The organism is Nitrogeniibacter aestuarii, assembly GCF_017309585.1.
GTDB lineage: Bacteria > Pseudomonadota > Gammaproteobacteria > Burkholderiales > Rhodocyclaceae > Nitrogeniibacter > Nitrogeniibacter aestuarii.
Genome location: NZ_CP071321.1, coordinates 2,334,548 through 2,359,166 on the forward strand (window position 1 = coordinate 2,334,548; position 24,619 = coordinate 2,359,166).

Annotated in this window: 20 protein-coding genes; 10 read left to right on the forward strand and 10 right to left on the reverse strand. The window is 61.0% G+C overall.

Translation table 11 applies throughout. From position 1 onward, the window contains the following. Nucleotides 1-24: 24 nt before the first annotated feature. The 3 genes from J0W34_RS10685 to ppsR form a co-directional block, all read right to left on the reverse strand. On the reverse strand, nt 25-1,167 hold the full coding sequence (locus J0W34_RS10685; protein ID WP_227814546.1) for an ABC transporter substrate-binding protein: 1,143 nt from the start codon (nt 1,165-1,167) through the stop codon (nt 25-27). 170 nt (nt 1,168-1,337) lie between these two features. Next, complete coding sequence (locus J0W34_RS10690; protein ID WP_230971634.1) at nt 1,338-2,507, reverse strand: DUF2863 family protein; 1,170 nt, start codon at nt 2,505-2,507, stop codon at nt 1,338-1,340. A gap of 52 nt (nt 2,508-2,559) precedes the next feature. After that, complete coding sequence (ppsR, locus tag J0W34_RS10695; protein WP_227814544.1) at nt 2,560-3,390, reverse strand: posphoenolpyruvate synthetase regulatory kinase/phosphorylase PpsR; 831 nt, start codon at nt 3,388-3,390, stop codon at nt 2,560-2,562. Between the two features lie 107 nt (nt 3,391-3,497). On the opposite strand from ppsR, the gene ppsA reads away from it, so the two are divergent. From ppsA to J0W34_RS10725, 6 genes are all read left to right on the forward strand, one after another. Continuing rightward, nucleotides 3,498-5,864, forward strand: a complete 2,367-nt coding sequence (gene ppsA / locus J0W34_RS10700) for a phosphoenolpyruvate synthase (RefSeq protein WP_230971635.1) — start codon at nt 3,498-3,500, stop codon at nt 5,862-5,864. A 226-nt stretch (nt 5,865-6,090) separates the two neighbouring features. After that, nucleotides 6,091-7,041 (forward strand): M23 family metallopeptidase, encoded by a 951-nt coding sequence (locus J0W34_RS10705; RefSeq protein ID WP_230968790.1) that lies wholly within the window; start codon nt 6,091-6,093, stop codon nt 7,039-7,041. Between the two features lie 13 nt (nt 7,042-7,054). After that, on the forward strand, nt 7,055-7,435 hold the full coding sequence (locus J0W34_RS10710; RefSeq protein WP_227814541.1) for a coiled-coil domain-containing protein: 381 nt from the start codon (nt 7,055-7,057) through the stop codon (nt 7,433-7,435). A 42-nt stretch (nt 7,436-7,477) separates the two neighbouring features. Beyond that, nucleotides 7,478-7,918, forward strand: a complete 441-nt coding sequence (locus tag J0W34_RS10715) for a bactofilin family protein (protein ID WP_227814540.1) — start codon at nt 7,478-7,480, stop codon at nt 7,916-7,918. A 4-nt stretch (nt 7,919-7,922) separates the two neighbouring features. After that, nucleotides 7,923-8,369, forward strand: coding sequence for an NfeD family protein (locus J0W34_RS10720; protein WP_230968791.1), 447 nt, complete (start codon nt 7,923-7,925; stop codon nt 8,367-8,369). A 36-nt stretch (nt 8,370-8,405) separates the two neighbouring features. Next, nucleotides 8,406-9,257, forward strand: coding sequence for an SPFH domain-containing protein (locus J0W34_RS10725; RefSeq protein WP_227814538.1), 852 nt, complete (start codon nt 8,406-8,408; stop codon nt 9,255-9,257). Nucleotides 9,258-9,302: 45 nt separating this feature from the next. On the opposite strand, the gene J0W34_RS10730 is transcribed toward J0W34_RS10725, so the two are convergent. Genes J0W34_RS10730 through J0W34_RS10750 form a run of 5 tightly spaced genes read right to left on the reverse strand, consistent with a single transcriptional unit; the run spans nt 9,303 to nt 15,075 of the window. Next, nucleotides 9,303-10,757: an ArnT family glycosyltransferase gene (locus J0W34_RS10730; protein ID WP_230968792.1), complete on the reverse strand. Its 1,455-nt coding sequence runs from the start codon at nt 10,755-10,757 to the stop codon at nt 9,303-9,305. A gap of 5 nt (nt 10,758-10,762) precedes the next feature. Then, a complete protein-coding gene (locus J0W34_RS10735) occupies nt 10,763-12,313 on the reverse strand; it encodes an ArnT family glycosyltransferase (RefSeq protein ID WP_230968793.1) in 1,551 nt (516 codons plus the stop codon). After that, the gene (locus tag J0W34_RS10740) at nt 12,303-13,358 is read right to left on the reverse strand and encodes a glycosyltransferase family 2 protein (RefSeq protein ID WP_230968794.1); all 1,056 of its coding nucleotides are present in this window, start codon (nt 13,356-13,358) and stop codon (nt 12,303-12,305) included. Before J0W34_RS10740 ends, J0W34_RS10735 begins: the two co-directional genes overlap by 11 nt. After that, nucleotides 13,355-14,281: a lysylphosphatidylglycerol synthase domain-containing protein gene (locus tag J0W34_RS10745; RefSeq protein WP_230968795.1), complete on the reverse strand. Its 927-nt coding sequence runs from the start codon at nt 14,279-14,281 to the stop codon at nt 13,355-13,357. The genes J0W34_RS10740 and J0W34_RS10745 overlap by 4 nt, the downstream gene beginning before the upstream one ends. Then, nucleotides 14,278-15,075 (reverse strand): phosphatase PAP2 family protein, encoded by a 798-nt coding sequence (locus J0W34_RS10750; protein WP_230968796.1) that lies wholly within the window; start codon nt 15,073-15,075, stop codon nt 14,278-14,280. The genes J0W34_RS10745 and J0W34_RS10750 overlap by 4 nt, the downstream gene beginning before the upstream one ends. A gap of 164 nt (nt 15,076-15,239) precedes the next feature. On the opposite strand from J0W34_RS10750, the gene purL reads away from it, so the two are divergent. Then, nucleotides 15,240-19,163 (forward strand): phosphoribosylformylglycinamidine synthase, encoded by a 3,924-nt coding sequence (gene purL, locus J0W34_RS10755; protein ID WP_230968797.1) that lies wholly within the window; start codon nt 15,240-15,242, stop codon nt 19,161-19,163. A gap of 58 nt (nt 19,164-19,221) precedes the next feature. Here purL and J0W34_RS10760 read toward each other — a convergent pair whose 3' ends face one another. Together J0W34_RS10760 and J0W34_RS10765 are read right to left on the reverse strand one after the other, a co-directional pair. Then, nucleotides 19,222-19,737 (reverse strand): invasion associated locus B family protein, encoded by a 516-nt coding sequence (locus J0W34_RS10760; protein ID WP_227814531.1) that lies wholly within the window; start codon nt 19,735-19,737, stop codon nt 19,222-19,224. Between the two features lie 54 nt (nt 19,738-19,791). Continuing rightward, a complete protein-coding gene (locus J0W34_RS10765) occupies nt 19,792-21,435 on the reverse strand; it encodes an electron transfer flavoprotein-ubiquinone oxidoreductase (protein WP_227814530.1) in 1,644 nt (547 codons plus the stop codon). 166 nt (nt 21,436-21,601) lie between these two features. Here J0W34_RS10765 and J0W34_RS10770 point away from each other — a divergent pair, with 166 nt between their 5' ends. From J0W34_RS10770 to J0W34_RS10780, 3 genes are read left to right on the forward strand one after another with little or no spacing between them, the layout of a single operon-like run. Then, nucleotides 21,602-22,015, forward strand: coding sequence for an acyl-CoA thioesterase (locus tag J0W34_RS10770; protein ID WP_230968798.1), 414 nt, complete (start codon nt 21,602-21,604; stop codon nt 22,013-22,015). Between the two features lie 30 nt (nt 22,016-22,045). Then, nucleotides 22,046-24,016 (forward strand): acetoacetate--CoA ligase, encoded by a 1,971-nt coding sequence (locus J0W34_RS10775; RefSeq protein ID WP_230968799.1) that lies wholly within the window; start codon nt 22,046-22,048, stop codon nt 24,014-24,016. Beyond that, nucleotides 24,016-24,573, forward strand: a complete 558-nt coding sequence (locus J0W34_RS10780; RefSeq protein WP_230968800.1) for an isochorismatase family protein — start codon at nt 24,016-24,018, stop codon at nt 24,571-24,573. Before J0W34_RS10775 ends, J0W34_RS10780 begins: the two co-directional genes overlap by 1 nt. Nucleotides 24,574-24,619 lie beyond the last annotated feature (46 nt).

A 24,619-nucleotide genomic window follows, 5' to 3' on the forward strand; every position in this document is an offset into this window, starting at 1 on the left:
GGTGCCCGCCTCGCTGACGCCGGATTATCTGAGCAGTTCGCCGTTCTTGTTCAGGATCGAAATGTCGGTGTAGGTCGAGCCATCATGGTTTTGCGGCGTGTAGGTCACGGTCAGGCCGCCAGCATCAAAGCTACCCAGTTCGTTGAGTGCTTTCAGGATCGAGGCTCGATCCGAGGTCTCCGCCTTGCGAATCCCCGCAACCAGCACCCGGGCCATGAGGTAGCCTTCGAGAATCGTGTGGTCGGGGGTGGCCTTGGGGTCGATCTGGGCGAGATCTTCCTGAAGCTCTCGACTTATCTTGATGGCCTGGCTCTCCGGCTTGGGCACGACCTGGACAATGCCCAGCCCGTGGGCAAGCTCATTGCCGATGCGTGACGCCACCTGCGGTCCTGCGGTCACGGAGACGGTGATCATCAGGGCAAAGCTGCCGGCGGCACGACTTTCCTTCACGAATTCGGAGCTGGCGGCCGTGTTCGATACCATGATGATGCCGTTCGGATCCGCCGCGTGAATCGTCTTCACTGCCCCGGACACTTCGGTCGTTCCCTTCTTGTACTTACCAACCGCGACCAGCTCCATGCCGGCTTCTTCGAGGCCCTTTCGGGCTGCGCTCAGTCCATCCTCTCCGAAGGGGTCATCCTGGTGAAAGACGGCGATGCGCTTGAGGCCCATGCTTTTCATTTGCGCGATGATGCGCAGCACCTCTGCCGCGTAACTGGCGCGCGTATGGAAGATGTGGGCCGGGACGGGCTGACGTAATGCCATGGCGCCGGACCGAACGCCGACCAGCGCGATGCCGGCCTGGTCGAGCAGGCCTTCCTTGTTCAGGGCTACGGCGTTGCCCGTGCCGACGAAGCCTGCCAGGGCAGCAGGTTTCTCCTGCGCCAGCAGTTCACGGGTCATGGCCAGTGTCTGTTCAACCTTGTACGCATCGTCGCGTGTCACGAGTTTCAGCATGTCGCCCCGGATCCCGCCGGCACGATTAACTCTTTCGAAGTAGGCTCTAAGCCCCAGGTTGACCCCTTTCCCGGTCGGGGCGAGCGTGCCCGAGAAGGGGGCGACCTGACCAATCACGATATTGCCGGCATGGACTGCCGGGCTGATCAGGCTTAAACCGAATGCGGCGACACACGCCGCAGCGGCGTGAACGATGGTGCGGTATTTCATTGGACTCTCCACCTTTTCGGCGCTCTGGGCGCCTTGTCGTTGTTGTGACGTTCGTCTGAGCTGGCTGTCACTAAACGCGTTACTGCCATCAGGCTGCAATACGTGAAACCACGTATGCCGTCGTCAACGAGCGACGAGGACGGTGGGGCAGAGGCGAGCCATGCGGGATGTCAGTGCAGGTGGCGCGGAATCTGCACTGCGTCTTCTTCAGGCAGTTCCGCGTGGACAGCTTCACCCTCGGGTGAGGGGTAGAGTGGCGATCCGCAGTCGTCGCAGAATTCGAGCGGGAAATGATGATCGAGCATCATGATGTCGCTCACACCGCATTCGCGCAGGCTGGCCTCAATCTGTCCGGGGACATCGCCGTTTTCGTCTTCAATGCCCAGAATCGGCCAGACGATCCCGTGGACGACCGTGTCGTCGTCCCGCAAGGTCAGGCCAATGCGGTATTCCTCGAGCTTGCGGTCATGAAAGGGCGCCACCACGGCCCGCAGCTGGCTCGCGGGCACGGCCAGGGTCGTGCCGAGGAAGGCCACGGAGGCTCGCACTGAATAGGCGCGGCTGGCACGGTCGGCGCGACGCGATGCGGCAAAGTAGGCATCCGGCAGAACAACCTCGGTCGCACAGCCGGGGAGCAATGGCATGAGGCAGGCGCCGCCCTGCGTGCGCCACTGGGTCAGGGCGGTTTCCCGATCACCGCCCGGCTCCTGCCAGCGGAACATGGGCGCGCCACGCGACACGGCCACGGCGAACAGCAGGTAGCGCGTGTCGGAGAGAAAGTGTGCCGTCTCTGGAAGGTCGGTCGTTTCGATGTCCATGTCGCGGTCGCGTCTCGCGGCTGCGCCGATGGCATCGGCGAATCGTGCCGTGTTGCAATAACCGACCGGCAAATGATCCGGGCTGAAAAGAAAGTCCGCCATCGACAGCTTCACGTTGGCCGCCAGCACGTGCGCCTGGAGGTGCACACGCAGATTCGCCAGCACGGCAGGCGGAATCTTTGTTGCGGGAATCCGGTAGCGGGACCAGGCCAGCAAGGGCGCCGCGATGAGAATGACATCTTCGTCCTTGCTGCGCCGGCTTGCACATTCGGCCCTGGACTCGACAAAGTCGGCCAGCTCGTCGTAAGCCGTCGTGTTGCCGTTGAAGAGGAAATCGAGGGCGTCGTTGATGGCCGCTTCGTTGCCTTCATCGAGCAGCTCATCGACGATGACTGTCAGGTGCTGGTCCCAGAAGCGGTCTTCGGCCCGGTTGCCGGACTCGGCCAGGCCGTTGGCAAGCCAGACGAGTCGTTCGGCTTCGGCGCTGAGCCCCTCACGGCGGCTGGGTCTGGATCGCTTCATGGTCTATGGTCGTGATATTGCGTTGGGCCGCGGATTCTACAACGGATCGGAATCAGTAGTAGCGCTTGTCCAGATGGATGTCCTGGATGATCTTGGTGGATATTTCTTCGATCGAGCGCGCGGTGGAATCGAGCCACGCGATGTGTTCGCGCTTCATCAGGCGCGTTGCCGCCTCGATTTCGAAACGACAGTTGTCCAGTGAGGCGTAATGGCTGTCGGGGCGTCGCTCCTGACGGATTTTCGACAAGCGTTCCGGGCTGATGGTCAGGCCAAAGAGCTTGCGACGGTGTTTGTGCAACTCGGTGGGCAGCTTGTTGCGCTCGAAGTCTTCTGGAATGAGCGGGTAATTGGCGGCTTTGACCCCGAATTGCATCGCAAGGTAGAGGCTGGTCGGCGTCTTGCCGGAGCGGGATACGCCCACCAGAATTACATCGGCAGCATCGAGCTCGGCATGCGATACGCCGTCGTCATGCGCCAGCGTAAAATTGATGGCCTCGATGCGATCCTTGTAGTCCAGGCTTTCGGCAATGCCGTGAAAGCGGCCGACAGTATGGGTGGACTGGATGCCGAGTTCCTTCTCGAGCGGATCGATGAATCGTTCGAGCAAATCGAGAAAGAGTGCATCCGCCTGTCGGACCGTCGCCAGGACGTCGTCTCCGACCAGCGAGGCGAACACGATGGGGCGGGCGCCATCGTTGCGCGCCGCATCGCGGATACGTCTGGCGCAGTCGTGCGCCTTGTCGACCGTATCGACAAACGGCATGCGCACCTGCTTGAAGCGCATTTCCGGAAAGTGGGCAAGCAGGCTGTGGCCCATGGTCTCGGCGGTGATGCCGGTGCTGTCCGAGATAAAAAAGACCGTCCGTGTATTGTTGTCGTTCATCGTGAAGTGCGTTGTGCGATCATTGGGTTAACCCTGCTTTGCGGCATAGCAGCATTTTGGCTATAAAGCTGAGTTTTAGTTTTTATAACATTCCGGAAGAACAGCATATGACTCGTTATGTCATCCCGTTTCAAGAACTGAGAATGTCCGACGTCGAGAGCGTGGGCGGTAAAAACGCCTCGCTGGGCGAAATGATCAGTCAGTTGCCCTCCAGTGTACGCGTCCCCGGCGGTTTTGCCACGACTGCGGACGCCTATCGCGAATTCCTCGCACATCAGGGCCTTGCCGACAAGATCAACGCTGCGCTCGACGCGCTGGATGTGGATGATGTGGACGCCCTGGCCAGGACCGGTGCCGAGATTCGTCAATGGATCATCGACCTGCCTTTCCCGGCCAAGCTCGAAGAAGAAATCAAGTCCGCCTACGAGGCGATCACCGCAGAAGGCGAGGGCAGCTTCGCCGTGCGTTCGTCGGCGACCGCAGAGGATCTTCCGGATGCCTCGTTTGCCGGCCAGCAGGAAACCTTCCTGAACATCCATGGCTACGAGAACATTCTGCACGCCATGAAAGAGGTGTTTGCCTCCCTGTACAACGACCGCGCCATTGCGTACCGCGTGCACAAGGGCTTCGCCCATGCCGACGTGGCTTTGTCTGCCGGCGTGCAGCGCATGGTGCGTTCCGATACCGGCGCCTCCGGCGTGATGTTCTCCCTCGATACCGAATCGGGCTTCAAGGATGTGGTGTTCATCACCGCCTCCTACGGCCTGGGTGAGACCGTGGTGCAGGGTGCCGTGAACCCGGACGAGTTCTACGTTCACAAGCCGATGCTCGCCGACGGCCGCCCGGCTGTGGTGCGCCGTAACCTCGGCTCCAAGATGATCAAGATGGAATTCACCACCGACAAGAGCGCTGGCAAATCGGTGCGCACGGTGGATGTGGCCGAAGCGGATCGCAACAGGTTCTCCCTCGCTGATGAAGACGTGCTCGAGCTGGCTCGTTACGCAGTCATCATCGAGAAACACTATGGTCGCCCGATGGACATCGAGTGGGGCAAGGATGGCGTGGATGGCAAGCTGTACATCCTCCAGGCTCGTCCCGAGACGGTGAAGAGCCAGCAGTCCGGCCATGTGATGGAGAAATACCGCCTCAAACAATACGGCAAGTCGCTGGCCCACGGCCGTGCCATCGGCCAGAAGATCGGCCAGGGTCCGGTGCGTGTCATTTCCGATGCATCGGAAATGAACCGCGTTCTGCCCGGTGATGTGCTCGTCACCGACATGACCGACCCGAACTGGGAGCCGGTCATGAAGCGCGCCAGCGCCATCGTCACCAACCGCGGTGGCCGTACCTGCCACGCGGCCATCATCGCGCGCGAACTGGGCATTCCCGCCATCGTTGGCTGCGGCAATGCGACCGAGGTGCTCGAAGAGGGCGATTCGGTGACCGTTTCGTGCGCCGAGGGCGACACCGGTTATGTGTACCGCGGCAAGCTGGAATTTGAAGTCATCACGACCGATACCGGCAATCTGCCGGAAATCCCGGTCAAGGTGATGATGAACGTGGGCAACCCCGAGCTGGCCTTCGAGTTCGCGCAGATTCCGAACGGCGGTGTCGGCCTGGCCCGTCTCGAGTTCGTGATCAACAACATGATCGGCATTCATCCGAAGGCCATCCTTGAGCTCGAGCAGGTGCCTGCCAGCCTGCGCAACGAGATTCTGCGTCGCTCCCGGGGTTATGAGTCACCGCGCGAGTTCTTCATCGAGAAGCTGGTCGAGGGCGTGGCCACCATTGCATGCGCGTTCTATCCGCAACCGGTCATCGTGCGTCTGTCGGACTTCAAGTCCAACGAGTATCGCAAACTGCTGGGCGGCGACATCTACGAGCCGGAAGAAGAAAACCCGATGCTGGGCTTCCGTGGCGCGTCGCGCTACATCGCTCACAGCTTCCGTGACTGCTTCGAGCTCGAATGTGCCGCCATGCGCAAGGTACGCGACGTGCTCGGCCTGACCAACGTTCAGTTGATGGTCCCGTTCGTTCGCAACGTGGAAGAGGGTCAGGAAGTGGTCGATCTTCTCGCGCACCACGGCCTGCGCCGCGGCGAGAACGATCTCAAGCTGATCATGATGTGCGAGTTGCCGTCAAACGCACTGCTGGCCGACGACTTCCTGGATATCTTCGACGGATTCTCCATCGGCTCGAACGATCTGACCCAGCTGACGCTCGGACTGGATCGCGATTCCGGTCTGGTGGCTCATGCCTTCGATGAGCGGGACCCGGCGGTCAAGAAGCTGCTTTCCATGGCCATTCAGTCGGCCAACGCGAAGGGCAAATACGTTGGCATCTGCGGGCAGGGGCCCTCGGATCACGCCGATTTCGCCGAGTGGCTCATGGACGAGGGCATCCAGACCATCTCGCTGAACCCGGATACCGTGGTTGATACCTGGCTCAAGCTGGCAGCGCACGAGAAGCAATAAGCTATTGTTTCTGAAATGTAAGAAACGGCAGGGCGCACTCAAGGTGAGTGGTGCCCTGCCGTTTTTTACTTTTAGTCCGCAAGTGATACACTCCAACGGATTTTTTTCGTCGGGCTTGCGCTAGCGCAAGGTATTTCCGGCGTACTGAGACATACTCGCGGTTTGGATTGCTGCGCCCTGTGGCGCGCGCCGAGCCATATAACAAGAGACGAGACGGAGCGAACGGATGGCCTTTGTCATTCACTCCGCCAAGGCACTGACACAATCGAAGGTGCGTGCGATTGATTTTCGCACGCTGATTGCCGGTGTTTCGGCTACGCTGTTGCTGACGTTGGGCGGAGGTATCTGGATCGGTTACGGTCTGGCTCCCGCGAACCCGGAGGTGTCGACTTCCGTGCTGCCCGTGGTGGTGGCCAGTGAAGGAGAGACGTCTGCGCCAGAAGAACGCTTCCTGATCGATCGACTGGGTGAGCTTTCCGGTCGTCTGTTTCGCCTGGAGTCCGAGGCGGAAACCCTCGCCGAACGCATCGGTGTCATCAATACCTTCGAGCAACGACTCAAGAAAAGCGTTCCGGTGATCAAACCGGTCAATGCCAAGGATGGCTCCGTGGGCGGTCCGATGATGCCGCCGGTCGGCGCGCGACTCTCACGCACCGACCCCGACGCTGAGACCGACGCGCCTGAGATCACCATCGCTTCCATCGAAAAACAGCTCGAGGCTCTGGACGCTGCCCTTGAGTCAATTGACGCCGCGGCCTCGCGCAGAAAACTCTCCCACATGCTGTTTCCCAGCCGCGAGCCGGTTCGCGAGGCCCGTCGCAGTTCCAACTTCGGCAATCGCTACGATCCATTCACGGGGCGTCGCGCGTTCCACAGCGGCATGGATTTCCCGGCACCACAGGGCACCCCCATTTACGCCAGTGCAGGCGGCAAGGTGGTCGTGGCCGGTTGGCATCGCGAGTATGGCAACAAGATCGAAATCGATCACGGCAATGGTCTTGTGAGCCGCTATGCGCACGCATACAAGCTCCTGGTCAAAGAGGGTGATGTGGTCAGCCCGGGCCAGAAAATCGCACTCGTGGGCACCACGGGCCGTTCGACCGGCCCTCATCTGCATTTCGAAATCCTCGAAAACGGTCAGTTCGTCAATCCGGCGCATTACCTGATCGGCTCCTGACCGGACTGCCTGCATGTTCGGCAAACGCCCCGATACGACCGAGTTGTCGACCCAGGCCATCGTCCTGTCCGATGCCCGAAAGGGTCGCCAATGGCTCATCGCCATTTTCATGATTGGATCCCTGGCTGCCCTTGGCTACATGGGGCTGAGCTACCTGGAGCGCATGTATTCACCTGCCGCCCGGGTTGAAGAGCTCGAACAGGAAAACGCTCGTCTCTCGACCCAGCTCGAAAGCACGCAGAACGAGCTCGAGAAGCTCAGGCTCAACGGCGACATGGAGCGGGCGACACAGACCGAACTGCAGAACCAGATCAAGTCCCTCGACGCGGAGTTGTCCAAACTGCGCGAAGAGCTTAATTTTTTCAAGAAAACGAAGCCCAAGCCGTCATCATGATGATGGTATGGTCACCGCGTTCGCCTGATTGGAGGATTGAAGATGTTTGGTCGAAAGAAAGCCAAGGTGCCGGGCGCATCGATCGAGATCAACAAGCTGTCGAGCCTGATTGCAGATAACGTAGAGATCGTTGGTGACGTCATCTTTTCCGGCGGCTTGCGCGTGGACGGATGCGTCAAGGGCAACGTGATCAACAAGGACGAGGAGCGCGCGCTGCTCGTGCTCAGTGAGCAGGGCCGGATCGAGGGGAGTGTGAAGACCCATGATGCCGTGGTCAATGGCACCATCGTCGGTGACCTGACCGTCAATCACTTTCTGGAGCTACAGGCAAACGCTCGCGTCACCGGCAACATTACCTATCGTCAGCTGCAGATGGATTGCGGTGCGTCGGTGGATGGCAAGCTGGAAAAGACCGGTACCGACGTGGAAGAAAAGCGCAACGTCGTGGAGTTCGGCGACGTGTCTTCGGGTACCAAGGGCTGACTAGATGATCGAACCGCTCTGGTGGCACTGGGTCGTCGGTGGTATTGCGCTCGTCTTGCTCGAGCTGGCCGTGCCCGCCTTTTTCGTTATCTGGTTCGGACTGGGCGCCTTGCTGGTGGGCGGGCTGCTCATGATCGCGCCATCACTGTCATTCACCACCCAGATCGTGATCTGGACACTGACATCGGTCGGCATGACCGTGCTTTGGTTCAAGGTCTTCCGCAGTGACAAACACACGACGACCTCTGGCCAGGCGGCGTCGGTCGTCGGTGAAGTCGGCATGCTGGTGACGGCTGTGGCCCCTTATCAGCCCGGGCAGGTCCGTTTTCAGAAACCGGTGCTCGGTGCTGAACTGTGGGAATGCCGGACCGAGGCGGAAATCGCCGCCGGTGAGCGCGTGAAGGTGCTCTCGGTGGAAGGTAGCTACGTGCGCGTTGCGCCGCTTCACTGATCTCTTCCAAAAAACTCATTTCAAGGAATCAAACTGATGACTGATGCGCTGATCGTCATGATCGCCGTTTTCATTTTTGTGGCCGTTACCATCGCGAAGGGCGTGCGCCTGGTCCCGCAGGGCCAGGAATGGGTGGTCGAGCGACTGGGTAAATACCACAGCACCTTGTTGCCCGGCCTCAATATCGTCATTCCGTATTTCGACCAGATCGCCTACAAACTGATCACGAAGGACATCATCCTCGACGTTCAGGAACAGGAGGTGATTACCCGTGACAATGCGGTGATTCGTGCCAATGCGGTGGCCTTCATCAAGGTGACCGATCCGGTCAAGGCGGCGTACGGCGTCACGGATTTTGCCGAGGCCATTCGCAATCTCATCATGACCACGCTGCGTTCGATCATCGGCGAGATGGATCTGGATGAAGCCCTGTCCTCTCGCGACAAGATCAAGGCCCGCCTGCGTGAGAGCATTGCCGACGAGGCTGTCGATTGGGGGCTGAGCGTCAAATCCGTTGAAATCCAGGATATCAATCCGTCACCGTCGATGCAGCAGGCAATGGAAATGCAGGCTGCCGCAGAACGCTCTCGCAAGGCCATGGTGACTAAGGCGGAAGGTGAGAAGCAGGCCGCGGTGCTCGAGGCTGAAGCCCGCCTAGAAGCGGCCAAGCGCGACGCCAGTGCCCAGGTGATGCTGGCCGAGGCATCGGCCGAAGCCATTCGCCGTGTCGCCACGGCCATCGGCGACAATACGGCCCCGGTTCAGTACGTGCTTGGTGAAAAATACGTGTCCGCCTTGCAGCATCTGAGCGCGTCCGACAACAGCAAGATCGTTGTCTTGCCGGCCGATCTCAACGAAGCGATTCGTGGTTTCTTCAGCAAGAAGTAGCCACCAGTCGCATTCAGAAAAAGGGCGTCCGATCGGACGCCCTTTTTATTTGTAGCCCTTGAAGCCTTCGAGCAGGAAGAGATGACGGGTTCGGGTCAGATCGGGATATACCGGCACCTCCGCAACGCCCAGATAGGTTGAGCGGTCGAAGTGCTCGGCAATCCGAGTGACATCGGGGGCCTCCGAGACGAACAGGAAAGGGCCTGGTGTGTCGTCGGTCAACGGCGCAGTCAGTTCGTACTGATCCATGACGTGATCGCTCGGGTGCCAGGCCGCCCAGCGTTTGGGCTGAAGATAGTAGATAAGCTGGGCAAGTGATTCGCGTTCTGTGGCAAGAATGGCAGCGTCCGGATACTGGTTGGTATAGGGTCGCACCTGTTCCGCCAGCGCGGCCCAGCCCCTGGCACGCTTGTACGGATCCTTCTTGGCGGTGAGGGTATGACCAGACAGCGCGTAGATCTGTGGCCAGTGGTAGATCGCCACTGAAAGCAGGACGTTGATGCCCACGGCCCAGGCCAGCATACGCTTGAGATCGTTCATCAGAAAATAGGCGGGCACCAGCAGGCAGGCCCCCACAAAACTCGGAGCAGCCCAGTTTCCGTTGGCCCGCCCGGTGAGGGCCTGGACACTGACCAGGATGATCAGGGGCAAGGTCATCAGGACAAGTGCTCGCGACTGTTCATGCTCCCAGAGCCGCGAGCTTCTGATCAGGACCATGACGAGTGCAATACCGAGAAATGGTCCGATGGAGGCCCATTGAGCGCCCATGAACTCGAGGAATTCCCCCGGCGCAAACGCGCGAGACTCAAGGCGCGTAATTTCAGCGGTATGCACAAAGGTCGGAAACCCGTGGTCTGCGTTCCAGACGATGTTCGGGATGAACAGCGCCACCCCCACGAGAAAACCTGTCCATGGCTTCAGACTGGCCAGCTGGCGGCGGCCGGCAGGACTGAAGATCATCACCAGAAACGCCGATCCGGCGAATGCGGCCATGGTGTACTTCGTCATCATCCCCAGACCGAAGCAGAATCCCACCAACAACCAGTATCGCCAGGACGCTGTGTCGAGGGCTCTGAGCAACGCGTACAGCCCGAGTGACCACAGGAACAGCAAGGGCGCGTCGGTCGACACGAACAGCCCCAGTGCCGCCACGAGCGGCATGGTCATGAATGTCACGCCCGACCAGAAGCCGGCCCGTGCCGAAAAATAGCGTCTGCCAATGGCGAAGAGCACGAGTGCGGTGCCAGGGTAACTGAGTAGTGCGGGAAGCTTGAGGGCAACGAGCGTGTGGCCGAAGACCGATTCACTGAGGGCAATCAGGGCCGCGATCATGGGCGGCTTGGAGTAATAGCCCCAGTCGAGGTGCTGCGACCAGCCCCAGTAATAGGCTTCATCAACGTATGTGTCGATGCCCAGCAGATGGATCACCCAGATCCTGTAGGCGGTCAGGCCGATACAGACAGCGACCAGCCCGGCGAAATACTGACGATCTGACGCCATCGTGATCAAGGTTCGAGGCGACGAATCACCACCACGCCACCGTCCTCGAAGACTGTCTCGTAACCGGCGGGAGGCACTCGATCAATGCGCGTCACCGCCAGATGCCCGGGTTCAGGTTCACGCCGGGGGGTCTCGTGTTGTGCATAGACGCTGAAACTGGGGGTGTCGAAACGGATACGCGTGGCACTTTCACCCAGGGCATTCACGAACAACCCAGCCGCCTTCACGGGCCCCTGCGCGACTTCACCAAGATACGGAGTAACAACCGTCGATAGCACCACAATCTGGACCAGAGCAGCGCCGGCAAGCCTGACCCAGATTTTCTGGACCGAGAAAACGGCAAAGGCAATCCACAGCGCCAGCCCGAGCAGCGTGACAAGGTAGTAGGTGGGAGAAACGACATCCAGAGCCCGGGCGAACTGAGCACGTTGGTAAGCGTCACCCGCATCCGTTGTGGACAGATATCCCAGCACGCTGGGGATCAGCGGCAACATGGCCAGAAACAGACCGGCCGGGACAAGGTGCGGCCAGCCGCGTTTGAGTTCGTCGCGGTGCGCGGCGATCAGCAGGAACAGGGGCGTTGCGCCATACAGTGCGTAGTGCGGCAGTTTGGTGCCGGAGAGGCTGAAGAATATGACGACGAAAGCGGCCCAGATCCAGAGAAAACGCCTCACGCCCGTGTCACGGTCGCTGAACACCCGGCGCATGGCCGCGAACAGCGGCCCGCTCCAGGGAAGCAGCAACACCGGCACGATCAGCACGTAATAGAACATGCTGCCTGCATGTCCTTCCAGCGTTCCGGTAAAGCGTTTGACGTTGTGCTTGAGGAAAAAGCCGTCAATGAAGAGCTGGCCATGGACGCCCAGGGTATAGGCGTACCAGGGGACGACCAGGACAAGCAAAAGCACCCAGCCGACGGGGTTGAATACCGATTTGAGCCAGCGACGCCACTGGCCGCGACTGAGGCAGTAAAGCAATGTCACCGCGGCTGGAACAATGATGGCGATCGGCCCCTTGGTGAGCACCCCAAGACCCATCCACAAGTAGCTGCGCAACAGAGGCGCTCTTTTTCCGGTTTCGAGATGGCGCCAGGCGTCGAACAGCGTCAGGGCGAGCAGCAGGTTGAGCAAGGCATCCGCGGTTGCCGCGCGACCGATGATGAATGGGCCCAGCGCGGTACTGGCGATCACTAGCGCCGCCGTCGCGACCTGCGGGCCGAAACGCTCGCGGGCAAATTGCCAGGTGGCATAGCTCCAGATGGCAGCGGCGACGGCCGAGGGCAGCCGAAAGGCCCATTCGGTCGGCCCGAACATCAGATAACCGATCGCCTGCAGCCAGTAGACGAGAATCGGTTTGTCGAAACGATGTTCGCCATCCATGTAGGTGGACAGGAAGTCGCCGCGGGCGAACATCTCGCGCGTGGCCTCCGAAAAGGCGCCTTCATCCACATCGAACAGGGGCGCCGAGCCCAGACACAGGAAAAACGAGACAAGCGGCAACAGAAAGGCGAGGGCGCTCAGCGCTCTCGGCACGTTGCGCCCATGCTCAGTGGTCATGCGCAACCTCGGCTTGTGCCCAGCCCTCGTTATCCGCGAGGGCTTTCATGGGTTGCGCGAGATAGGGCCGGGTGTCGCCGGATTCGAAATAGACGCGCGCCAACAGCTCCGCCAACACACCCGAGGTGACCATCTGGATACCCGCAATCACCAGGAAGAATCCGCCGAACAACAAGGGGCGCGTGCCGATGCTTTCACCAAGAAACAGCTTGAGCGCGGCCAGATAGGCGAGTATCACCCCGCCCAGAGCGCCAAGCCCGATGCCGATGCCCCCGAAGAAATGCCCCGGCCGCGTGCGATAGCGCATGAAGAAGTAGACGAACACCAGGTCCAGCACGACGCGGAAGGTGCGCGAAATACCGTACTTCGATTCGCCGAACACCCGGGCGTGATGGGTCACGACCTCCTGTGCGATGCGCTTCGGTGTGGTCACCGTGGCAAGCCAGGCAGGAATGAAGCGATGCATTTCGCCATACAGCCGGACGTTCTTGATGGCGCTTCCGCGGAAGATCTTCAGGCTGCAACCATAGTCGCGCAGATGGACGCCCGTCAGGCGAGCAATCAGCCGGTTGGCGATACGTGACGGAATCTTGCGCAGCCACAAGCCATCCTGCCGATTCTTGCGCCAGCCGGCCACCAGGTCGAGCTCCTCCTTCAGCAAGCGCGAAACCATGCGTGGAATATCGATCGGGTCGTTCTGGAGGTCGCCGTCCATGGTGGCGATCACGCTGCCACGGGCTGCATCCAGTCCGGCCTGCATGGCGGCGGTCTGCTTGAAGTTGCGCATCAACTCGACCACGCGCACATGCGGGCCATAGGCTTCGGCGCAGCGCTTGAGTTCGGCCGGCGTCGCGTCCGAGCTGCCGTCATCGACGAGCACGACTTCCCACGGCCACGGGTAGGGGCCCAGGGCCAGATGGATGCGCTCGAGCAAGGGTTCGACATTTTCCGCCTCGTTGTACATGGGCACCACGACAGACAGCGAGTGCTCGGGCAGATCAGCCGGGATGTCGGGTTGAGCAGGGGGCAGCGGATTCTTCGTCATTTGTATTCTTGACCGGATGAATGGGTGGCGTTGGCGCTATTGTCGCTCAAATGCCCGGCAAGCCAGGCGAGAAAACCTGCGGTACAGGCACAGGCGATGACAAACAGGTGGAGTGCGAGTGCGGCTTGCAGCCCGGCTTGAAGCGTAACACCGTGGGGCGTCATTGCGGCGGCCGCGCCCGCCTCGTAGGTGCCGAAACCCGCAACCCCCTGTATGGGGAGTATGGCGGCCAGCTCGGCCCCAAGAGCGCCGGCGGCCCCCACGGCGATATCGGCAGGCAGCACGGTGGCGAGCAACCACGCCTGTGCAGCCAGCTTGACCGACCAGTTGGCGATGGTCCAGAGCCAGCCGTAGCGGGCATGCTGGGTGGACGCGGCAAACGCATCGCGTACTTTGGCCAGTTTGGACAAGGGGCCGCTTCGGGTCAGCCAATCGTGAGGACGACGCGCCCAGCGTGGCAGGGTAAATGCCGTGATCAGCAGGCAGGCGAGGCCGACGACCCTGACCCAGAGTGGCAGCCCCGGCCACACACCGATGGCCAGTGCGAACACGACAAACGCATCCTGAAGCCGGAACCAGAACAGCGAGGCCACCGCGCGCCCCAATGGCGTGCCGAAGAGGCGTCCGAGCAAAATCGGAAAGGCCGCCTCGCCGCCGCGAAACGGAATGATATTGACCATGGCGTTGTGAATCAGAACGATACGCAGGCAGGCACCGAACCGACCTGGCTGTTCATGGCGGAATTCGTCCCACACGCGCAGGGCGCGGAGCAGATAGCTTTTTGCAAACGCCGCTGCGGCGATGGCGATCACGCCTGGATCGAGGCGACCGAGCACCGACACGAACGCCATGCCTTGATCACTAGAGAGCAGCCACAGCAAGAGGGCGAGCGTCACTGCAACGGCAAGGATGCGCTTGATCATCTTGTGCCTCTCAGCCCATCCGCGACGATGAGGGCCGCCACGGCAACGGCGCAGATTCCCAGCGCGCGCCCGAAGATCTCGACACTCGGGTAGCCGCTGTCGAGCAGGGTTCTTGCAATGCCCGCAGTCATGCCGATCACGGCCAGAGTGAGCATGCCGTTCGGCCTTTGCCACAGCGGCCAGCGACGGGCCGCGAACACGCCGGTCAGGCCCACGCACCACCCGATGGCCGCGCCAGCAAGCACATCCACCGGCCAGTGAGCCCCCACCGCAAGACGTGAGAGTCCGACCAGGGCTGCCAGGGCAATGATGGGTGCGGCCCAGCGTTTTCGCAGGACGGCCGGAAGCATGTACAGCGCCGCGCTGGCGGCGGTAAAGGCTGCAGCCGTGTGCCCGGACGGAAAACTCAGCGAGCTCAGTTCGCGGCCAATCACGTGAATCGTGTCTGAGGAGAGCAATTGCTGAGGGCGATCGGCGGCAATCAGGTGCTTCAGCCCACGGACGAAGACCAGGCCCGCCGGGCAGGCCAGCAAGACGGCGGTCGAGATGGCCGGGCGAAACATCAGCAGAATCGTGGCCCATGCGGCCAGGGAGAGGAGCCCTGCCTGGTCGGTGACGAACGCCCAGAACGCATCCGGCACAGCGCGGGTGAGCGGCTGGACGGCGAGAAACAGCGGCTGACTCAGATCGCTCAACCACACCAGCACGGCGGATATTCCGCAGACCAGCGGCAACACCAGCGCACCCGGACCGGGGCGTTGGGGCAGGGCGACTTCCTCTCTGTGCGTTGGCATGAACCTGAGCATGGTGCAAAGCCCGGATTCTATCTCATGCACCTGTTTTACGGCGCCGACCGGGGCGCCCCCGACCCCGCTGCTCGGGTATAATTCCGCCTTCGTTTTTTCGTCTCTTCCCCCGCTCGGGAGGAACGGACTCCCACTGCTTGGCTGTCGATTACATGTCCGAAATTCTTATGTTGCGCGGCGCGTCCGCACTCACGGCACCCCGTCTGGCTCGCCTGGGCAAGACCATCGCGGATATCGTGCCGCGTTTTCAGGGCGTGCATGCTGAATTCCAGTATTTCGTCGAACTCAAGGCACCGCTCGATGGTGCCGCGCGCAGCCGGCTTGTGGACCTGCTCGGTGCCCACCCGCAATCGGAAAACGTGCCCGACGGATTGCTGGTCCTGGTCACGCCGCGTCTGGGGACCATTTCGCCCTGGTCCTCCAAGGCGACCGATATTGCACATCAGTGCGGCTTTGAAGATGTCGTCAGGGTCGAGCGGGGCATCGCGTATTACGTTGCCGCGAAGGGCGACCCGGCATCGCGCTACGACGCGCTGAGCGCTGCGCTGCACGACCGCATGACCGAGTCAGTGCTCGATTCGCACGCCAGGGCTGCCGATCTGTTCAAGCACTACGCGCCACAACCGCTGACGACTGTTGACGTCCTGGCCTCGGGGCGCGAAGCGCTGGTCAAAGCCAATGCGGAACTCGGCCTGGCGCTGTCAGACGACGAGATTGACTACCTTGTCGACAACTTCACCCGTATCGAGCGCAATCCGACCGATGTCGAGTTGATGATGTTCGCGCAGGCGAACTCCGAGCATTGCCGACACAAGATTTTCAACGCGGACTGGGTCATCGATCACCGAACCATGGACAAGAGCCTGTTCGGGATGATTCGCGAGACGCACAAGGCTCAGCCCGAGGGCACGATCGTTGCCTACTCGGACAATGCCTCCGTGATTGAAGGCGCAGCCGTCGATACCCTCTACCCGGAAGCGGATGGTCGCTGGGCCTACCGGAACGAGCTGACCCACATTCTCGCCAAGGTGGAAACCCATAACCACCCCACGGCCATTTCGCCCTTCCCGGGCGCAGCGACCGGTTCGGGCGGTGAGATCCGTGATGAAGGCGCCACCGGGCGCGGGTCACGTCCCAAGGCCGGTCTTGCCGGCTTCTCGGTTTCCAATCTTGAAATTCCCGGGTTTTCGCAGCCGTGGGAGCGGGGCTACGGCAAGCCCGAGCGTATCGCCTCGGCGCTCGACATCATGATCGAAGGCCCCATCGGTGCTGCCGCGTTCAACAATGAATTCGGCCGCCCGAACCTGGCCGGCTATTTCCGAACCTTCGAGCAGGAAGTGCAGGGCGATGTGCGGGGCTATCACAAGCCCATCATGATTGCTGGTGGTCTGGGCAATATCCAGGCGCAGCAATCGCACAAGATCAAGTTCGCGCCCGGCACCCTGCTGATCCAGCTTGGCGGCCCGGGAATGCTCATCGGCCTGGGTGGCGGTGCGGCCTCGAGCATGACCACCGGAACCAATACGGCCGATCTCGATTTCGCCTCCGTTCAGCGCGGCAACCCCGAGATTCAGCGCCGCTGCCAGGAAGTCATCGATCGTTGCTGGCAGCAGGGTGAGGCAAACCCGATCCTGTCGATCCACGACGTGGGCGCCGGCGGTCTGTCCAACGCCATGCCTGAGCTGGCGGAATCGGCCGACCTCGGCGCGTTGTTCGAACTGCGGGAGATCCACATCGAAGAGCCGGGCATGAGCCCGCGCGAGATCTGGTGCAACGAGTCGCAAGAGCGCTACGTGCTTGCCATTGCACCCGAGAGCCTCGACTCCTTCCGCGCCATCTGCGAGCGCGAGCGCTGCCCGTTCGCGGTCGTCGGTCACGCGACGGACGATGGCCAGCTCACGGTGACGGACCGTCAGTTCGACAACAAGCCGGTGGATATGGAAATGCAGGTCCTTCTGGGCAAACCGCCCAAGATGACCCGCAACGTGTCACGCCGTGCGGTTCACCTGCCGCCGTTTGCGGTCACCGACATCGACATCGAAGACGCCTGCCGTCGGGTGCTCAGGATGCCCTCGGTGGCCTCCAAGAACTTCCTCATCACCATCGGCGACCGCAGTGTCGGCGGCCTGACCGCACGCGACCAGATGGTCGGGCCATGGCAGGTGCCGGTGGCCGATGTGGCAGTGACCTCGATGAGTTTTCACGGCGAAAAGGGTGAAGCCTTCGCCATGGGGGAGCGCACACCGGTCGCCTGCCTCAACGCCCCCGCCAGTGGCCGTATGGCCGTTGGCGAAGCAATCACGAACCTGGCCGCGGCAGACGTCGCCGACATCAAGCAGGTCAAGCTCTCGGCCAACTGGATGGCAGCGGCGGGTCATCGCGGGGAAGACGCCAACCTGTTCGACACCGTCAGTGCCGTGTCCGAATTCTGCCAGGCGTCCGGGCTGTCGATTCCCGTCGGCAAGGACTCGCTCTCCATGAAGACGGCCTGGGAGGTCGATGGCGAGCAGAAACAGGTGGTCTCGCCACTGTCGCTCATCGTGACCGCCTTTGCGCCGGTCCAGGATGTTCGTCGCACGCTGACGCCTCAACTGCAATTGGGCCACGAGGATACCGAGCTGGTCCTCATCGATCTGGGCAACAACCAGAACCGCCTGGGTGGATCGGCTCTCACGCAGGCCTACAACTCGGTTGGCGAGCACGCGCCTGACGTGGATGCGCGACAGCTGGCGGTCTACTTCAACACGATCCAGCGTCTGCGCAGCAGCGAACTTCTGCTGGCGTATCACGATCGTGGCGACGGTGGTCTGTGGGCCACGGTATGCGAGATGGCCTTTGCCTCGCGCTGCGGCATTTCGCTGACGCTCGATACCGTCTGCTACGACCCGTGGGCGAATGATGTGGACGGGCTCGAGAAGAAGCCGGATACGCTCAAGGGGCGCTTCAACGACATGGCGTTCGCCGGGCTGTTCGCGGAAGAACTTGGCGCCGTCGTGCAGATTCGTCGCAAGGATCGCGAGCATGTCACCGAGCAGTTGCGCGAGGCCGGTCTCGTGTATCACTTCATTGGAGAACCCAACGACAAGAACGAAGTGCGCGCGTGGCGCAATGCCAAGCTGCTCTTCGGCGCGCCGGTGTCGGAGTTGCTCCAGCTGTGGTCTGAAACCAGCTATCAGATCGCACTCCTGCGTGACGACGCGAGCTGTGCGGACGAAGAATTCGCCGCGCTGGCAGAGACTGACGACCCGGGCCTGTCAGTGCGTCTGAGTTTTGATCCGTCGGAAGACGTCGCGGCGCCCATGATCGCCACTGGCGCGCGGCCACGAGTGGCCATTTTGCGAGAGCAGGGCGTCAACTCCCATGTGGAGATGGCGGCTGCCTTCGAACGGGCCGGCTTCGAACCGTTCGATGTGCATATGTCCGACCTGCAGAATGGACGGCGCAAACTTGAAGAGTTCATCGGTCTGGCCGCCTGCGGGGGCTTCTCGTACGGAGACGTGCTCGGTGCCGGTCAGGGCTGGGCGAAATCGATTCTGTTCAATCCGCGGCTGTACGACATGTTCAGCGCCTTCTTCCAGCGTGACGACACGTTTGCGCTGGGTGTTTGTAACGGTTGCCAGATGATGTCGCACCTGGCGCCGATCATCCCCGGTGCTGATGCCTGGCCAACGTTCCAGCGCAACCGCAGCGAGCAGTTCGAGGCACGTTTCAGTCTGGTCGAGGTGCTTGAGAGTCCGTCGATCTTCTTCCAGGACATGGCGGGCAGCCACATGCCGATCGTGGTGTCGCACGGCGAGGGGCGTGCCGTCTTCCGTGAAGGCACCATGGAAGCGGTCCGGCGTGCCGTCCGCTATATCGACCATCACGGCAACGCGACTGAAGCCTATCCGCGGAACCCCAACGGCTCGCCTGAGGGCATTACCGGTGTAACGACTCAGGATGGTCGCTTCACCATCATGATGCCGCATCCGGAGCGCACCTTCCGGACCACCCAGATGTCCTGGTCTCCGAACACGCTGGGTGAGGATTCCCCCTGGATGCGAATGTTCCGGAATGCCCGCCGTCAGGTGGGGTAAAAAAAAAGGGGCGCCAGACTGGCGCCCCTTTTTACTGAGTACCGAGCTGGTCGATGACTTACTTTTCGACCGACTTGAGTGCTGCCGTCAGGCCTTTGAGCGAAACGGGCACATTCAGGCCCTGACGCTTGAGATTGCCGAAGGTCACCGTCATGGCGTTACCCATCTTGAGCTCTTCAAGTGAAGCCGCGTCGAGTTTGACGGCAGCCTGACAGCCGTTGTTGTTGCAGACGTTGAAGGCGATGCCCTTGGGCTCCTTGTCGTCGATCTTGATCTGAACACCCGCCTGAAGGGCGACGCCCAGCGGCGTGGTGAAAATGGCGATCGGATCCGGCTGGTCAGGCGGATAGCCGATGGCCACATGCAGCACCCGCTTGTCCGAGTCCTTCATGGTGACCAGTTGAAAGGCATGACACAGCTCGGCCGGAGCGCCTTCCTGTTTTTCGCACTCGATCTTCCAGTCGTCGAACGTATCGCCGCTCTTGGCGGCGAAGGCGCCGGAAGTGAACAGCGTTGCGGCAGCGATGCCGGCAACGAGTGAGGCGCGTGCAATGAAGCTACGGTTACTGACCACCCTGAAATCTCCTTAGATCGAATGAAAACGGCAGGCCATGCCTGCCGTCCTATTCTACATGCCTTGGTAGATCGGTCCTTCGCCACCTTGGGGGACAACCCAATTGATGTTCTGGGTCGGGTCCTTGATGTCGCAGGTTTTGCAATGCACACAGTTCTGCGCATTGATCTGCAGGCGCGGATTGCTGCCCGATTCGTCCTTCACGATTTCATACACCCCTGCAGGGCAGTAACGCTGCTCTGGGGCGTCGAACCGGGCGAGGTTGATCTCGATCGGCACGTCGTCGTCCTTGAGTTGCAGGTGACACGGCTGCTCTTCTTCGTGGTTGGTGTTCGACAGAAACACCGACGAGAGCCGGTCAAAGGTCAGCTTGCCGTCAGGTTTCGGGTAGTCGATCGGCGTGCATTCGGAGGCGAGTTTGAGCGTCGTGTGATCAGCCGAGTTGCTCAGCGTCCAGGGGACTTTTCCGCCAAAGAGCTTTTGATCGATGCCGAACAGCAATGACCCCAGCACCAGGCCTTTTTTCATGTACGGCTTGAAATTTCGCGTCTTGTGGAGCTCTTCGTGCAGCCAGCTGTTTTCGAAAGCTTCCGGATATGCCGTCAGTTCATCTCGCTCACGCGCCTCGGCCAGGGCCGCAAACGCTGCTTCGGCCGCAAGCATGCCGCTCTTGATGGCGGCGTGGCTCCCCTTGATGCGTGCCGCATTCAGGAAACCGGCGTCATCGCCAATCAGACCACCACCGGGGAAGGTGAGCTTGGGCAGGCTTTGCAGGCCGCCCGCCGTAATGGCGCGCGCACCGTAGGCGAGGCGCTTGCCACCTTCGATGTAGCCGCGAATCATCGGGTGCGTCTTGTAACGCTGGAACTCTTCAAACGGCGAGAGGTACGGATTGCTGTAGTTCAGACCCACCACATAGCCAATGGCGACCAGGTTTTCTTCCAGGTGATAGACGAAGCCGCCGCCGTAGGTGGCGTTGTCCATCGGCCAGCCTGCGGTATGGACGACCAGTCCGGGCTGGTGCTGCTCCGGGGAAACCTCCCACAGTTCCTTGATGCCGATGCCGTAGGTCTGCGGGTCGGACTCCTTGCGCAGCTCGAATTTCGCCTCCAGCTGTTTGCCCAGATGCCCACGACAGCCCTCAGCAAAGAGCGTGTACTTCGCGTGCAACTCCATGCCCGGCTGGAAGTTAGGGCCTTGTTCCCCCTCGCGGGTCAGGCCCATGTCACCGGTGGCAACGCCTTTGACCGCACCGTTCTCATCAAACAGGATTTCGGCGCCGGCAAAGCCGGGATAGACCTCAATCCCCATGGCTTCAGCTTGCTCGCCAAGCCATTTGACGACGTTGCCCAGGCGCACGATGTAGTTGCCGTGGTTGACGAAGCAGTCGGGCAGCAAGGCGTTGGGTGTCGCGCGGCCGCCGGTTTCGGTCAGGAACAGCACCTTATCTTCGGAAACTTCGGTATTGAGCGGTGCGCCTTTTTCCTTCCAGTCGGGAATCAGCTCGGTCAGCGCGCGCGGATCCATCACGGCACCGGACAGGATGTGAGCACCGATTTCGGCGGCCTTTTCGATCAGACAGATAGCGAGCTCGGTGCCGGCGGCGTCTGCCATCTGTTTGAGCCGGATCGCGGCAGCAAGGCCCGCTGGCCCACCGCCGACAATCAGCACGTCAAATTCCATGGACTCGCGTTCCATTCGAGATCTCCTTCACCGCTTGGTGTTGTGTGACGCCCTTTTGCGTGTTGCAGAAGTTGGGGCGTACCCTGTTATCGAAAGCAGAATTTGGGGGTAATGCCCAACATACGGTAGCGTATGTTACCCAACCCGTTCAAAAAAGAGAATAGTTTCTCCGGAGCACGCCATGTCGGACACGCCTCGTACCCTGTTGCACACCACCTCATTCCCCGTTCGGTGGGGCGACATGGACGCCTATGCCCATGTTAACAACACGGTGTACTTCAGGTATTGCGAGCAGGCGCGTGTCGAATGGGTCGAGGCCCTCGGTTTTCCTGTCCACAGTGAAGCCGGGCAAGGCCCCGTTATCATCAACGCGGCGTGCACCTTTCTTGTGCCGATCACATACCCTGCGACGGTGATCGTCAAGCTGTATGCTGGCGATCCCGGTCGCAGCAGCGTGATGACCTGGTATGAGATTCTGGTCGAAGGCGATGACCGGATATTCGCCGAGGGCAGTGCAAAGGTGGTCTGGATGGACCATGAGACGGGCCGCTCGGTGCCCATTCCGGATGAACTGCGGCACACACTCGTTGCCTGAGATTGGAACTGTGTAATTTCGGAGCTGAACATGGCGGAAGCAAGAAACCTCGATCAACCCCTGTGGAGCCCTTCGGCCGAGCAGGTGGCAGCAGCCAATATCACGACCTTTCGTGAGCAGATCAATGCGCAACTGGGTCTTGAACTGCAGGATTTCGCTCAGCTTCACGAATGGAGCGTCGCACAGCCTGAACACTTCTGGCGTTCGCTGTGGGACTACGGCGGGGTTATCGGCACGCCGGGCAATGTGGTGCTCGAAGAGCGGGAGAAGATGCCCGGTGCCCGCTGGTTTCCGGAGGCCCGGCTGAATTTTGCCGAAAATCTGCTTCGTCGGCGTGACGCGGAAGATGCGTTGGTGTTCTGGGGCGAAGACCATGTGAAACAGCGCATGACTCATGCCGAACTCTATCGGGAGGTCGCCCACCTGGCGGCAGCACTGCGGGATATGGGGGTCGTCCAGGGGGATCGGGTGGCGGCCTACATGCCCAACATGCCACAGACCATCATCGCCATGCTTGCGACCACGAGCATCGGCGCGATCTTCACATCGGCCTCGCCGGACTTCGGCACTCAAGGGGTGCTGGACCGCTTTGGCCAGACGGAACCGAAAGTCCTGATCACCGTCGACGGCTACTACTATGCGGGCAAGCACGTGGACATCCGCGACAAGGTCGCCGAAGTGGCAGCCGGCTTGCCCTCGCTCAAGCGTGTCGTGGTCGCGCCATACCTGACCGCGCATCCCGATATCTCGACCATCCAGCATGCCCGCGTCTGGGGTGATGTCGTTTCGCCGTTCGCGCATGTCACCGAGATCACGTTCGAGCGTCTGCCCTTCGATCATCCGCTGTATGTGATGTACTCGTCCGGCACCACGGGCGTGCCCAAATGCATTGTTCACTGCGCCGGTGGCGCCTTGTTGCAGCATCTGAAAGAACACAAGCTCCACAGTGATGTCAGGCCGGGCGACCGGGTGTTCTACTTCACCACCTGCGGCTGGATGATGTGGAACTGGCTGGTTTCCGGCCTCGCCGCTGACGCGACCCTGCTCCTTTACGATGGCTCGCCGTTCGTGGGCGAAGGCGACATCCTCTTCGATTTCGCCGATGCCGAGAAAATGACGCATTTCGGCACCTCGGCCAAATTCATCGATCACCTCGGCAAGCTCGGCCGGCGGCCGATGGATACGCACAATCTGTCCACGGTGCGGGCCATGATGTCCACCGGCAGCCCGCTGGTCATCGAGGGCTTCGAATACGTGTACGACGCCATCAAGAAGGACCTGTGTCTCTCGTCCATCTCCGGTGGGACAGACATTCTGTCGTGTTTCGTGCTCGGCAACCCGGTGCTTCCTGTCTGGCGTGGAGAAATCCAGTGCAAGGGCCTCGGGATGGCGGTCGAGATCTACGACGACGACGGCAAGCCGATTCGGGGTGAGAAGGGCGAACTGGTGTGTACGAAACCCTTCCCTGTGATGCCCATCGGTTTCTGGAATGATCCCGACGGCGAGAAGTATCACGCGGCCTACTTCGATCGCTTCGACAACGTGTGGTGTCACGGTGATTTCTGTGAAGAGACGGACCACGGCGGATTCATCATTCACGGACGTTCCGACGCAACGCTCAACCCGGGCGGCGTGCGCATCGGCACGGCAGAGATCTATCGCCAGGTGGAAAAGCTCGATGAAGTGCTCGAATCGCTTGTGATCGGCCAGGATTGGGACCACGACGTGCGCGTGGTGCTTTTCGTGAAACTGCGTGAAGGCTTGAGCCTTGACGATGCACTCGTCGACAAGATCAAGAAGACGATCCGCGCCAACACCACGCCGCGCCACGTCCCGGCGAAAGTGGTCGAAGTGCAGGACATTCCGCGCACGCGCAGCGGCAAGATTGTTGAATTGGCGGTTCGCAACGTCGTTCATGGTCGGCCCGTCAAGAACGTCGAGGCGCTCGCAAATCCAGAGGCCCTTGACCAATACCGCGCCCGAACGGAGCTTGACGGCTGATGAAACACTCGACATTGCTTGTGGATGCGCAGCGAAGTGCGCTGTTGATGGTCGATCTTCAGGCCGGGCTGCTCCCCGTGATCGAAGGCGCTGAATCGGTTGTCGCCGCAGCACGCAAGCTGCTTGGCGCAGCCGGGGAACTCGACATACCGTGCGTGTTTTCGGAACAGTATCCGGATGGCCTGGGGCATACGGAACCGAAGGTGATCGAGGCCGCTCGCCATCCGCGCGTCGTCGGCAAGATGCACTTTTCGTGTGTGGCCGACGGATGCCTCGAGGGGACGGCAATCGACAGCGCCGACCAGGTTGTCGTTTGCGGCACCGAGGCCCATGTCTGCGTGCTGCAGACGGTGCTTGATCTGATTGTTGCCGGTAAGCAGGTCTTTGTCGTTGCCGATGCGGTCGGCTCGCGCGTCGAGGCGAACAGGCAGCTTGCGCTCACGCGCATGCAGCAGGCTGGGGCGCAGATCGTGAGTGTGGAGATGGTGATCTTCGAATGGCTTCACGTTGCCGGAACCGACCGGTTCCGGCAGGTGCATAAAGCCTTTCTCCGTTAACCCGCAGCGCTTGGCATGCAGATTGCACCGGATGAGCCGAAGCGCT

Excerpts from the sequence above, each read along its gene's own strand:
- J0W34_RS10685 (WP_227814546.1), bottom strand. The coding sequence starts at position 1,167 with ATGAAATACCGCACCATCGTTCACGCCGCTGCGGCGTGTGTCGCCGCA.
- J0W34_RS10690 (WP_230971634.1), bottom strand. The coding sequence starts at position 2,507 with ATGAAGCGATCCAGACCCAGCCGCCGTGAGGGGCTCAGCGCCGAAGCC.
- ppsR (WP_227814544.1), bottom strand. The coding sequence starts at position 3,390 with ATGAACGACAACAATACACGGACGGTCTTTTTTATCTCGGACAGCACC.
- ppsA (WP_230971635.1), top strand. The coding sequence starts at position 3,498 with ATGACTCGTTATGTCATCCCGTTTCAAGAACTGAGAATGTCCGACGTC.
- J0W34_RS10705 (WP_230968790.1), top strand. The coding sequence starts at position 6,091 with ATGGCCTTTGTCATTCACTCCGCCAAGGCACTGACACAATCGAAGGTG.
- J0W34_RS10710 (WP_227814541.1), top strand. The coding sequence starts at position 7,055 with ATGTTCGGCAAACGCCCCGATACGACCGAGTTGTCGACCCAGGCCATC.
- J0W34_RS10715 (WP_227814540.1), top strand. The coding sequence starts at position 7,478 with ATGTTTGGTCGAAAGAAAGCCAAGGTGCCGGGCGCATCGATCGAGATC.
- J0W34_RS10720 (WP_230968791.1), top strand. The coding sequence starts at position 7,923 with ATGATCGAACCGCTCTGGTGGCACTGGGTCGTCGGTGGTATTGCGCTC.
- J0W34_RS10725 (WP_227814538.1), top strand. The coding sequence starts at position 8,406 with ATGACTGATGCGCTGATCGTCATGATCGCCGTTTTCATTTTTGTGGCC.
- J0W34_RS10730 (WP_230968792.1), bottom strand. The coding sequence starts at position 10,757 with ATGGCGTCAGATCGTCAGTATTTCGCCGGGCTGGTCGCTGTCTGTATC.
- J0W34_RS10735 (WP_230968793.1), bottom strand. The coding sequence starts at position 12,313 with ATGACCACTGAGCATGGGCGCAACGTGCCGAGAGCGCTGAGCGCCCTC.
- J0W34_RS10740 (WP_230968794.1), bottom strand. The coding sequence starts at position 13,358 with ATGACGAAGAATCCGCTGCCCCCTGCTCAACCCGACATCCCGGCTGAT.
- J0W34_RS10745 (WP_230968795.1), bottom strand. The coding sequence starts at position 14,281 with ATGATCAAGCGCATCCTTGCCGTTGCAGTGACGCTCGCCCTCTTGCTG.
- J0W34_RS10750 (WP_230968796.1), bottom strand. The coding sequence starts at position 15,075 with ATGCCAACGCACAGAGAGGAAGTCGCCCTGCCCCAACGCCCCGGTCCG.
- purL (WP_230968797.1), top strand. The coding sequence starts at position 15,240 with ATGTCCGAAATTCTTATGTTGCGCGGCGCGTCCGCACTCACGGCACCC.
- J0W34_RS10765 (WP_227814530.1), bottom strand. The coding sequence starts at position 21,435 with ATGGAACGCGAGTCCATGGAATTTGACGTGCTGATTGTCGGCGGTGGG.
- J0W34_RS10770 (WP_230968798.1), top strand. The coding sequence starts at position 21,602 with ATGTCGGACACGCCTCGTACCCTGTTGCACACCACCTCATTCCCCGTT.
- J0W34_RS10775 (WP_230968799.1), top strand. The coding sequence starts at position 22,046 with ATGGCGGAAGCAAGAAACCTCGATCAACCCCTGTGGAGCCCTTCGGCC.
- J0W34_RS10780 (WP_230968800.1), top strand. The coding sequence starts at position 24,016 with ATGAAACACTCGACATTGCTTGTGGATGCGCAGCGAAGTGCGCTGTTG.